The sequence below is a fragment of the Cyanobacteria bacterium FACHB-DQ100 genome (assembly GCA_014695195.1).
Lineage (GTDB): Bacteria > Cyanobacteriota > Cyanobacteriia > Leptolyngbyales > Leptolyngbyaceae > Leptolyngbya.
Window position 1 is genome coordinate 1 of record JACJNW010000044.1, and the last position, 11,709, is coordinate 11,709.

Genomic DNA, 11,709 nt, shown 5'->3' on the forward strand with positions numbered 1-11,709 from the left:
TGCCATGCTTATGAGGTTTGATGTGACCACAGAGCGGACAGTCCATAGAGCAATTCTCACCTGAAACCACTCTCAAGATATCATCCCACATCAGACTGACACACTATCGGATTTTCCTCCCCACTTCCTTTGCACTGATCAAGTAATTATTTGAGTTTGTCCTGCATCAACAGGTGTTTAGTTTCCCCAAGCTTCAACTGTATGGCATTTTTTCACGAGTCAATTAGGATTGCTATAGCAATCGCGACGGTTAACAGGTGTGGCTTTGTTGCAGACTCAGAGTAAAGAATTGTTCTAGATGAAGCTTCACGTGAGGACTCCTTGCTGTGAAATAAACCTGAATTAGTCCTGTGTCCAATGAAACTTTCAGGACTTTCACATAAATATCTTCCTCAGCAAAAGCTGGTTCATCTGGTAGAAAAAGATTAAGCTTGAGATTGGTTTGCACTGCGGGAAATGTCTCCGGATTGAGGTCGGCGATCTGAATTTCTCCACCCCGTTCAGAAAGCTGGATCAAAGCTCCCTTAAACCAAGTGCCATTAATCTGTTTACCGTCTAAAACGGCATATTGAAGCGGAATCGATCGGGGCAGTGAAACTAGGGACTCTTGGCGTTCTGGCAGAGCTAAGTTGTAAGTTCCCCGAATTGCACTCACATCATAAACTGTAATCGGATGCTTAATGCCTTTCGCTTGCACCTGCTGCACTTCTCGAAACACGAGAGCATCGCTGACTTCCTGTGCAGTTGATTCTGAAATCAGAATCTGTCCGCCGATCGTAAAAGATTCAATCCGATAGGTTAAATTCACATGGCTCCCAATCACGCTGTACTTCGTGCGCTTTTCTGAGCCGATATTACCAACCACAACCTCCCCGGTATGAATCCCAATGCCCATTTCTAAAGCTGACCAGCCCAGTTGTTGAAGTTTTTCGTTCACCGGGATCAAGGCTTGCTGCATCGCAATGGCACAAGCGATCGCTCTTTCGCTATCATCAGCTCGGAGCGTTGGCGCACCAAACAAGACTAAGATGCCATCCCCCATGAATTCATCGATCGTGCCTTGATAAGCTGTGATCACATCGGTCATTGCAGCGAGATAAATGTTTAGAATCTTCACGACCTCTTCGGGTGGAAGTTGTTCGGCAGTTGCGGTGAAGCCGCGTAAGTCCGAGGTCAAAATCGTAATCTTTCGCCGTTCTCCGCCAATTTTCAGCCCCTCCGGATTTTCGAGCAAACTGGCGACAACTTGATCAGTTAAGTAGCGACCAAAGGTTTTACGAATCTCTGCCGCAGTTCTAGCAATATAAGAAGTCACAAACATTGCTGAACCCGTCAAAGCTATCAAAGGCGGTACCACTGGAATCCAGAGTCCCTGTAAAAATGCAGCATAGCCCACAAACACTAACCCGCCTCCAGCCGTGAGAATGCTTGCGATAATCAAACTTAAACGATATCGATCGCTCAGTTTAGAGGATTGATTGGTCGATCGATTGCACCAGATCAAAAGCGCCCCTAGACCCGCCCAACTAATGATCCAAGCGATCTCAAGTAGCTCGTTCCAAGTGTGAATCAGCGATCGCTTTTCCAGTGCAGCACTCAGAATTTGGCTAATTGCGTTAGCATGAATCACCACACCTGGCGTGCGTTTGGGCGCAGTGAGCAAACTGCTACTATAAGGCGTGTAGAACAAATCCTTGAGACTCTCAGCCGTACTGCCGATTAATACAATGCGATCGTGCATCAACTTAGTCGGGATGCGATTCCGTAATACCTCAGTCAACGAAATCGTTGGAAACTGCTGAATCTGCCCGCGATAGTTGAGCAAAACTTGATATCCTCCCGCTTCTGCTCGTTGATATCCACCATCATCTGAAGCGAAACTGGGAAAAATTGCCTGACCTAGCTTGACTTTCTCATCTGGAGTCAGTTCGGGCTGGATACCTTGATTTTCCAAATAGAGCAAAGCCAGCTTAAAGCTAAAACTAAACACCGTATTGCCTGCTGGATCATCCAAATAAAGCAAACTGCGGCGAATCTTGCCATCTCCATCGATCGGTAAGTCATTCGCGCCGACTTGATCGCGCTGCTTCAGAATCGGCGGTGGTGCCACCGCAGAACTATCGACGCTTTCAGCAACCTTCTGAACTCCAACTAGATTTGGAGTGGTTAAGAACACTTGATTGAGCTTCTGTAGCCCTTGTTCAACAGGCAGATCCCGATAGATATCTAAGCCGATCGCTCGCGGCTTCTGATTCCGAATGTTCGTCAAGACCTGAGCGAGCATTGCATCTGAGAGTTGCGTCCGCTTGATGTTGCGTAGATCCTGCTCTGTGATTTCGACAATTACAATCCGAGACTCTCTCGACTCGGACGGACGCAACAAGAAGAACTGATCGAGCATTGCAAGTTCTAACATTTGCAGTGCCCCCAGAAACCGCAATCCAAGCACTAGAGTCGTTACGCTGGGGACTGCAATCACTACACCGCGCCAATGCCAGAGTTGTCGTTTTAATCTCGTCCAAATCATCGCGTTTGATCCTAGTGCTTTAATGTTAAGCCGTAATTAGAGATAACTCAAATCGTTGTCCTCGTCGAACAAACCCTAAAAATCCATCTTTTTGAGCATCAGGCAAAAGTCCAGGTTGATAACCATATAGCCAGATCTTGCGGCGAAGACGTTCTGGTAATGCGATCAGGTCGCTGTAATGAGCATGAACCGGAGTTCGAGCGATCGCAGTTTCACAATCATGAAAAATCAGGTCAGCTTGCTCATAAAACGGATAGTTCTGCTGTAAACAAAGCTGTGAATCTCCTGAGATAAAGACTTTTACGCCCTGAACTTCAAAGAATAAACCGTAGCTCGGCATGACATAAAATCCTGTATCGACATGAATCATGCGTACGAGTTCAAATCGAATTCCTTCCCACATGAACCCTTCTCCTTTACCAATGCGATGAACTGTAAAGTAAGTGTCCAGTGTTGCAATATCTTGATCAATCGATCGCATTCCACCGGATAAGGTTCTGTCCCAAAGTTCACTCGCGATATCTTTGCTGAGATAAAGATTGGCACGATCGCAGCGTGGATCAAATCGCCGCGTCATGCCGATAAACTCTAGTCCGCCTGCGTGATCAGCGTGCAGATGGCTAATAAAAATATCAGTAATCTCTAGATAAGACAGTCCCGCCGCATAGAGTGAAAAGCGAATATCAGAGCCGCAGTCAATCAAAAGTTTTCGTCCGCGATCGCTCGTTAAGAGCATATTGGAGTGAAAGTTATCTCCGCCAACCGTGAATGCTGATCCTGATCCGAGAAATAGTAGGTTTGGCATAGTAAAAGCAACATGGGGCATCTAAAATTCAGGCAGCAATCAGCATTGCAAGACTTGAATGTTGCTAGTCTTCACTAGAACAACGTTCAAGCGCTAAAAAGCTACACTAACGTTGGGTAGATTGATGACTGTTAACCATAGATTGACAAGTATTAACCAAGGGTTCAGACATCACAGCAGAAAGGTCGACCGATCGCAGCAACTCTCTCCAACTCATGTTCAGCCTAAGATCGCTCGGTTGCCTCAAGCGTAATGCAGCGAGTATCGTTACGGCTTCGTGCCAGATTCCTGCTTCTGCGTAGAGCCTGACCTGTTCTCTCGGAGTTGCTGTTTTCAGTGCTTTGGTGAGTTCTGGATTGGCTGCAATTCGCTCAATCCAACCATCGACGCTGATTTCGTTGCCTGTGCCGTCTACCTTACAGTTGATACTCAGAAACCAGCGATACTGCTGACCCACTTCGAGCGCGGGAGCATCCGGCGGCAAAGTGAACTGAAAAATGCCTGCCGTTTTTGGGAGTGCGATCGTCGTTTCATACACCACACGACTTTCTTTGTCACCCAGAATCGTGAGTTGAGCAGTGCCGCTCACCGCTTGAGGTAGTGACCAAAACAGCGTGGGACGGTCTGAGATAGTCAAGCCAAACTTATCTTTGGGCAGTAAGGGAGTCAGGCTCTTGCGGCTTGCATCACACTGTCCTCGCGTCGCTCCACCTGCTGTAGTCTTCGGCGCACCGCGCTTTGGTGGTTTAAATGCTTGGGCAATCAGAGTCGGAGTGGACAGTTGCGACGATCGCGTCTGAGTTGGAGCAGCAACGGTTGGAACCGAGAATGCTCCAAGCGCCAATGGAATCATGAAGAAAGATCGAAACAGTTTCATAGGTTAATTTTGTGACGAATTGCGAACAAGTAGAGCGCTGCTGTCATCCTAGAAAGGACTGCAATTAAAGGTCATCGCGAAGGCTACCCAGGTTAGAACTTCAGCAAGCCCAAGACTGTGGAAATCTCGCAGGACGATCGAAGCGATCGTGAGCTATGGCATCCTTCACCAAGGACTTCCAATCATCGTAAAACTCGACCAGTAGTAGGGATGAGAGAATGTTTGTTTCGTTGCCGACTCATCAGAACGTAAGCTGTCTTTTTCTTTTAGAAGTTGAAGCTGTGCTTGTCGGAGTGCTTCTGCTTTGATCGGTGAGGTCTTTAAAGCTTGGTAAAACTTTGTCATTAACTCTAATGTTCCTTGATCATCGACCGACCAAAGACTTGCCATTGCTGTTTTGACCCCAGATTTAACAGCGAGACCTGCGAAACCCAGTTCTGCGTCTTCATCGCCTAACGCCGTTTGGCAAGCACTCAAGACCAGCAGTTCAACGGGTGGCTTGTTCCAACCGAGTTGTCGGATTTGATCGAGCCGGAGCTTTGTGTCCGAGAGTTGGATATAAGAATTTTTTAGTGTGCCGGGTTGAAATTCGGCATGAGTTGCAAGATGAATAATTCCATAAGGATTGCTGTTTCGTTGAGATTTCAGGTTTTCTAGCGTGAATGCAGTGTTCAAAAAGCCTCTTCCGCGCCACAGCATCGTTACGGTGTTAATTTCGAGCGGGACAGCAGGCAAAGGAGCTTGATCGGTTTGAGGAAACTGCGATGCCCCCATCGCCAAAATTTCAGATTTTCTAATGTCGCTATAGCGAGTGTCGGTGAGACTGATACTCGGCATCAATCCCAAACTGTAACGCTCGATCAAGAAGCCCGTGCCATCATGCAAGGCAGCAAAGGGCAGCGATCGCAGTCCTGCATCGGTGATGAACACTAAGCTTTGAATGTCGCGGCGCTTAAACTCAGCTTCTAGTGGTGCAATCAACCATTGGTAAAGTTGTTGTGCTGGAGCAAGGTAAGTTGTCGTGCGGACTCGATTGCGATCGGAGACTTCTTTTTGAAACTGTCGGGCGAGTTTGACCACTGTGCTGCGCGTTGCTCCAGGAATTCGCTTGCGAATCGGAGCGCCCTTTGCGGTGACAATAAACAGTTCTAGCTGGTCGCGATCGCGATCAGCCTGAGAGCGGCTTGTTGATTCCGCTTGAGAAATATCGCTGGGTACAAACAAGGCGTAAACTAATGCAGGCTTAATGCCAGTATTGGTTTCTACATCTGAAAGATCCGATCGGACATCTGGTAGCTCTTTCGGTTCAACTTCATCGAGTTCTAAATAATCCTCAAACCCTTGTGAAACCTCCTCATCAATTTCACTCATGAAGGGAGCAACTTCTAACGAGTCTGAACTACTCACCGTGGGAATTTCATCTAAACTCTCCTCTGATTCCTGTTCAAACTCATCCGGGTCAATATTGGGTTTTGGGGCTTCTTGTGGTGGATTGCTCGGCTCAGTTGGAGTATCCGGTTGAGGAATTGGTGCGGCTGTAACCGTCGCTTGCACAGTCACAGGGTTAGAGGTCGCGACAGCATCGGATGCAGTAAGCGTAAAGGCTGAAAAGCTGCCTGTTGTTCCAGACGGAGGAGTGTATTCAAAGGTTTGAGGAGTTTGAGGATCTGCGGAGATTTGCACGGTTGACCCTTGGACTGGAACGCCATTGATTCTCAAAGTTGCTCCGGGCGGAAGGTTCAGAAACAATGTTGTTGCATCACGATCGACATCTGTGACTAGGGGAGCGAGATCGCGAGTTGTAAAAGTAATTGACTGTCCTGATTCAACCGGGAACAGTGTTGTGTTTGCGCTGAGAGTCGGTGCATCATTTTTAAACGTGAATGTCACATTACCTTGAGTGACTGATCCAACTGTTCCGAAGGCAGTTGTCGGCGAGATTGTAGTATCGGTTGTGATTGCGCCTGCGGTTCCATTTGTTGCAGCATCTCCAACCACAAACGGAGCATTGGAAATGCCACCATCATGACGAATTTCGACGATTCCACTCGACGCATTGGACTGTGTATGAATTGTGTCTCCTGGAAACAGGGGCACGAATTTAGTTCCTCGAACAGTACCATTTAGCGCAAAGAGTTGAACACTGCCTCCAATTCCTGATGTCGGTGGTTCCCCTTCTATTGGTAGTTCCCCTTCTATTGGTAGTTCCCCTTCTATCGGTAGTTCCCCTTCTGTTGGTAGTTCCCCTTCTATCGGTGGTCGCTCCCCGCCTCCAAAAAAACCACCTCCGGATATTGCGCGAGTGTTAATACTTTCAAAGGTGATGTTTCCGTTAGTGGAGGTCAAGCTCACGGCTCCACCGACCGTAATGTTGGTATAGAAAGCACTCACCGCAGAAGTGTCGATCGCACCTGTCACAATATCTCCGCCTGCACTAATATTCACCCCGCCACCAAGTGCATCGATCGTGGTATTTGCAGAGGTATCGATCGCCCCTGTAGTGACCGTGCCGGGAGCTTGAATGATTACCGTATCTAGAGAAGTAGAGCTAAAAAACAGTCCTGTTCTAATATTGCCAACGCTGACATTCGCAGGAGTGGTTGGCGCGTTCTGCTCGAAAGTTGAGGTTTCCGCTGTCACCGGGAAACTACTAACCGGATTCGCAAGTGTGCTTAAGCCTGCTCGAAGAATGACAGCAGGACGAGTGCTAAGAATTTCAATATCTGGATCAGATCCAGTAAGCCCCACATCGGGCTGAGCGATTGTAATGTTGCCGCCTCTAATGCTGCCTGTCGCTTCGACTTTGAGAGAGGCTCCGGTGTAATCTCCGAAAGAGACATCTCCATTTGCACTAATGATCGGATCGTACAAGCTCAGGAATGTTCCCGGATTACCGCTGAGAGTTTGCAGTGTGAAGTTCCCTCGACCGGCAAAATGAGCATCTCCAGAGATGATGCCATCACTCATCAGAGTCAGGTTGCCACCACTGACAAAGGGCGTTTGTTGAAGATGATTGAGTGCCAGAATATCAATTCCTTGGTTGCCGCGAACCCAGAGATCACCTTGCGATCGGATCAGTACCGGATTGGTCACACTGTCTCGCACTCTGACAGTATCATTCGCAAAGAGGTTGAGATTTCCAGTCGTTTGAAACTGGCTTTCAAACAAGGTAAGCGTTTGATCAGCAGATAGAGTTGCAGTTTTAGCAGTAAGAGTTCTCGCAGCAACATCACCATTTCCAATCCGTAATCCTGATCCGGTTAGTTCAACTTCTCCATTTTGATTGACTAACAATTGGGTTGCATTCGTGCCCGTTCCGCCAGTTAGCAGTTGCGGAAGCGTGGCAACCGATGGAGCAGCAAAGACAAGCGGTGGAGCAACTTCCAAGCTGAGAGAACTTCCAGTTGGATTGAGGCGAACCAGCGATCGTTCTGGAACTGCGGCGGCTAACAATTGTCCATTCGGAGCCGCGAGCGTGCCAGTGCTAATGACAGTTCCCCCAAGCAGCGTCAGATTTCCATTGGGAACCGTGAGATTTCCGGTGTTGACGATCGCGCCACTCAACGCAAAGGGAAAGGCAAAAGCATCAGGATTGCCGTTTAAGGCTGAATAGTTCGTGGTGGTTGCACTGAGCCAGTTTCCCCCAAAACCGATTCCCGGAGCAGTCGTCGCAGTAAAAGAACCCGGAACATTGAGCGAAGCCGTATTGCCAAAGAGAATACCAGACGGATTCATCAAAAAGAGATTAGAGTTGCCGCCTGTCACTTGAATCCATCCATTAATGATGGATGGATTGCTCCCGTTCACACCCGCCAAAATATTCTGAATCGTGGGATCAGAGAGAAAGTTGGCAATCTGGTTCTGATTCAACCCAAACTGGGTGAAACTGTGAAACAGGTTCGCGCCATCCGTCGATCGCGCTCCCCCAGTAATATCAAATCGATTGCCGTTGAGTGTTGAAATTGTTCCTCCGGTTGGAACAATTTGAGCCGTTGCAGTCTGGCTTAGACCCGCTACACCAATGAGTGCGATCGCGAACGGAAGTTTTTTCAGGACAGTCATCAGGAAGCTGGAGTAATAAGCAATCATCGGCTTTATCGATAATCAGGACAAGCGACTCTGGGCAGGCAACCAAACTGCGATCGCAACTGTCGCTCAGTGTTCCTGTAGAGCTAGAGTTGTTTCACAGCGAAGCTAGATACAGCTTTCGTGTGTAGCGAGAGCCATAATGACAGATATTAAGGAGGGTTAGCAGATGGGAGAGCAACCGTAGAAACGCTTAGAACTAAGACGCAGAGTTAAAGGAATTCTGGATATTTTACTGTTGAATGCCCTTGAAATTGCAGTCGATCGCTGCCTCTCCTGAGAATCAAGGAAAAGTGCGCCAATTATCAGTTTTCCGAGTATCTTGAAAGCCGAATCCAACAATCCCGGTGTGTTTCTCTGGATTATATATGAGGCTTCTATGGTACGGTGTCAGCTTTTCTTGTTTAGTACGCTGTTGAGCTTATGGTCGATTCGTCCTGCTTCAGCAGAATCTATCTCAAGTTATCTTCTAGCACAGGCGCTACCAGCAACAAACCCGTTACCACAGGCTTTACCTAACAATCAGCAACCCGCACCCACTCCAACGAACGAAACAACTCCAGAATCGTCTAAAGTTCTGGTGCGTCGAATTGAAGTGCAAGGTAGCACAGTGCTTAAGCCTGAGGAGATACAGCGCATTACTCAGTCGATCGAAGGCAAATCCGCCACCGTAGAAGACTTGCAATCGGTTGCAGATGGGATCACACAGCTTTATCTAGAGCGTGGATTCATTACCTCTAGAGCAATTCTTGTTGATCAGACCATCAAAGAAGGCGTTGTTCAGATTCGAGTCATTGAAGGATCGATCGAGACCATTGAGGTTCGAGGTTTACAGCATTTACGTGAACAGTATGTCCGCGATCGCTTACAAATTGGAACAAAGCCGCCATTCAACAAAAATCATTTAGAAGATCAACTGCAATTACTCAAAGCTGATCCATTATTTGAAACCGTAGAAGCGAGCCTCAAACCTGACGAGAACCTTGGACAAAGCATCTTAACAATACAAATCAAAGAAGCAGCACAACTTCAAGCCTTTATTGGTGCAGACAACTTTTCTCCAGCAAGCGTCGGATCTGAACGATTCAGTACGACTGTAAGCTATCGAAACTTAGCTCGCTCTGGTGACGAATTGAGTGCATCTTACTATCGCACAGCACAAGGCGGCTCAAATTCGTTCGACTTTAGCTATCAACTGCCTGTAAATGCAATGAATGGTGTAGTTCAGTTAAGAATTGCACCAAGTCGAGGCAAGATTATTGCTCCCAACTTTTCTGCATTTGGGATTCGCAGCAACACGGCTCTCCATGAAATTAGCTATCGACAGCCCTTGATCCGATCGCCGCGTGAGGAACTAGCGCTCTCGCTCGGCTTCACTGTTCAGGATGGGCAAACCTTCTTGTTTCAAGATACGCCTTTTCCATTTGGGATTGGTGCGGATGCAGAAGGCAACAGTCGGACTAGAGTTTTGCAGTTCGGGCAGGACTATGTGCGCCGCGATCCGCGAGGGGCTTGGGTACTGCGATCGCAATTCAACTTCGGTCTAAATGTTTTTAACGCGACCGTAAACGACTCCCCGATTCCAGACGGGCGATTTTTTAGCTGGCTCGGACAAGTTCAACGCGTTCAGCGATTGAGCAATGATCATCTTTTGATTGCTCAAGCAGCAATTCAACTATCACCGGATAGTTTGCTGCCTTCACAGCAATTTATCATCGGGGGCGGACAAACGATTCGCGGCTTTCGTCAGAATGCGCGATCGGGAGATAACGGGTTTCGAGTTTCAGTTGAAGACCGCATCACCGTTCAACGGAATGCAGCAGGACTTCCAGTTCTACAACTCGTTCCATTTGTGGATTTTGGCACAGTTTGGAATTGCTCAGACAATCCGAATCTGTTGCCAAGTCAACGTTTTTTATCATCAGGCGGAATTGGGCTGATTTTGGAGCCGATTCCGCGTTTAACGATTCGAGCAGATTATGCAGTGCCCTTTGTCAAACTCAGCGATCGTGGAAACAATGCTCAAGACCAAGGATTTACCTTTAGTGTGGGTTATCGTTTTTGACTTAAATTGAGGGCATTGCTGAATTTGAGTATGAATTTCGGATTCGCCCTCACCCTAGCCCTCTCCCCAGGGAGAGGGAACAAGAGGTTTCTAGCTCCCTTCTCCTTAGGGAGAAGGGTTGGGGATGAGGGCAAACCATACTTGCATTCAGCAATGCCAAATTGAGTAGGTTTATCATTGACGAGATTCAAGAAAAGCGGAATATCAGCTTCAGATACATTGGAATTGCCTTGAGCCAAATCAAGCGATTCAAAATTTATCAATCCGGGTATTATGAAGACCTCAGAAGCCTGAAAACTAACATTACTCATCCAAAAACTTACTGCTCTAGATCATCGTGAACCAACTCACTTCATCTCTCCCGGTGCTTCGTATCCTGCACGATCAGGATTTAGAAGCCTTGATTCAGTTCTCGCATCGATCGACTTACGCACCCAACACGCTGTTGATCCAAAGCGGCACAGCGATCGATCACATCTTTCTGCGTCTGACAGGTCAACTCGCTGCATCTTGGGCGAACTATGAGCATTCTGAATTATTTTCAGTCGGCGAACTTGCAGGAGCAACAAGCTTACTGAGCGATCAACCTGCGCTGATCAGCATTCTTGCAGAGCAATCGTCAGAGGTGTTAGCCATTCCAAAAGCAAGACTTAAGACCGAGTTGAGTCGCGATCGTGGATTTGCTGCCCGTTTTTATCAACTCCTCGCCATCAACTTGTCTGAATACCTGCGCGATTTGAGTACATCTTTGGTACATCGGCAGATTCGAGAAGGAGAACCGCTCCGCAAAGTTCTGATGTTTTTTGCAACGCTGAATGATGCGGATATTGCTTGGATGATGGCAAATGGCAGTGCTGAAAAATCAACAGCAGGCACAATCTTGATTCAGCAAGGTCAGCCTGTGCCCGCCGTGTATTTACTGCTTGATGGCACGGTTGGCATTGATATTTCGATCGCAGGTCAAACACGAGAACTGGCGAAGCGGGGGAAAGGCGATATTTTGGGAGAGATATCGTTTGTCGATGGCGGAGTTGCTTCAGCGAGCGTTAGAGCGGTAGATGAAACCTGGGTGCTCCGGATCTCGCAGGCTCAACTTGCCATGAAACTTCAAGAAGATGCAGCGTTTGCAGGACGGTTCTATCAGGCAACCGCACAAGTTCTGTCGAGTCGCTGTCAAGATCTGCTAATTCGGAGCGGCATTGCCTCTGCCGCAATCGCACAAGATGCTGAAGAACTCGAAGAAGACGAACTTGATTTGGATATTCTTGAGGGCACTGCGATCGCAGGGACTCGCTTTGACTGGATTATTCAGCAACTCCGTCGGTGAGAAGTGAGGGATGGTAGAGCCG

General features: G+C 47.7%; 6 protein-coding genes. 2 read left to right on the plus strand and 4 right to left on the minus strand.

The features are described 5' to 3' along the window. Positions 1-250 precede the first annotated feature (250 nt). From H6F51_24990 to H6F51_25005, 4 genes are all read right to left on the minus strand, one after another. A complete protein-coding gene (locus H6F51_24990) occupies positions 251-2,524 on the minus strand; it encodes an adenylate/guanylate cyclase domain-containing protein (protein ID MBD1825729.1) in 2,274 nt (757 codons plus the stop codon). Positions 2,525-2,552: 28 nt separating this feature from the next. Next, positions 2,553-3,332 (minus strand): MBL fold metallo-hydrolase, encoded by a 780-nt coding sequence (locus tag H6F51_24995; GenBank protein MBD1825730.1) that lies wholly within the window; start codon positions 3,330-3,332, stop codon positions 2,553-2,555. A 106-nt stretch (positions 3,333-3,438) separates the two neighbouring features. Next, positions 3,439-4,209, minus strand: coding sequence for a DUF928 domain-containing protein (locus tag H6F51_25000; protein MBD1825731.1), 771 nt, complete (start codon positions 4,207-4,209; stop codon positions 3,439-3,441). A 165-nt stretch (positions 4,210-4,374) separates the two neighbouring features. Next, on the minus strand, positions 4,375-8,271 hold the full coding sequence (locus tag H6F51_25005) for a CHAT domain-containing protein (GenBank protein MBD1825732.1): 3,897 nt from the start codon (positions 8,269-8,271) through the stop codon (positions 4,375-4,377). A 403-nt stretch (positions 8,272-8,674) separates the two neighbouring features. On the opposite strand from H6F51_25005, the gene H6F51_25010 reads away from it, so the two are divergent. Beyond that, a complete protein-coding gene (locus H6F51_25010; protein ID MBD1825733.1) occupies positions 8,675-10,360 on the plus strand; it encodes a ShlB/FhaC/HecB family hemolysin secretion/activation protein in 1,686 nt (561 codons plus the stop codon). Positions 10,361-10,697: 337 nt separating this feature from the next. Further along, positions 10,698-11,687, plus strand: a complete 990-nt coding sequence (locus H6F51_25015) for a cyclic nucleotide-binding domain-containing protein (protein MBD1825734.1) — start codon at positions 10,698-10,700, stop codon at positions 11,685-11,687. The last annotated feature ends 22 nt before the right edge of the window (positions 11,688-11,709 follow it).

What these genes read in the sequence shown, in the direction of transcription:
- H6F51_24995 (MBD1825730.1), bottom strand. Translation starts at nt 3,332, where the DNA reads ATGCCAAACCTACTATTTCTCGGATCAGGATCAGCATTCACGGTTGGC.
- H6F51_25000 (MBD1825731.1), bottom strand. Translation starts at nt 4,209, where the DNA reads ATGAAACTGTTTCGATCTTTCTTCATGATTCCATTGGCGCTTGGAGCA.
- H6F51_25010 (MBD1825733.1), top strand. Translation starts at nt 8,675, where the DNA reads ATGGTACGGTGTCAGCTTTTCTTGTTTAGTACGCTGTTGAGCTTATGG.
- H6F51_25005 (MBD1825732.1), bottom strand. Translation starts at nt 8,271, where the DNA reads ATGACTGTCCTGAAAAAACTTCCGTTCGCGATCGCACTCATTGGTGTA.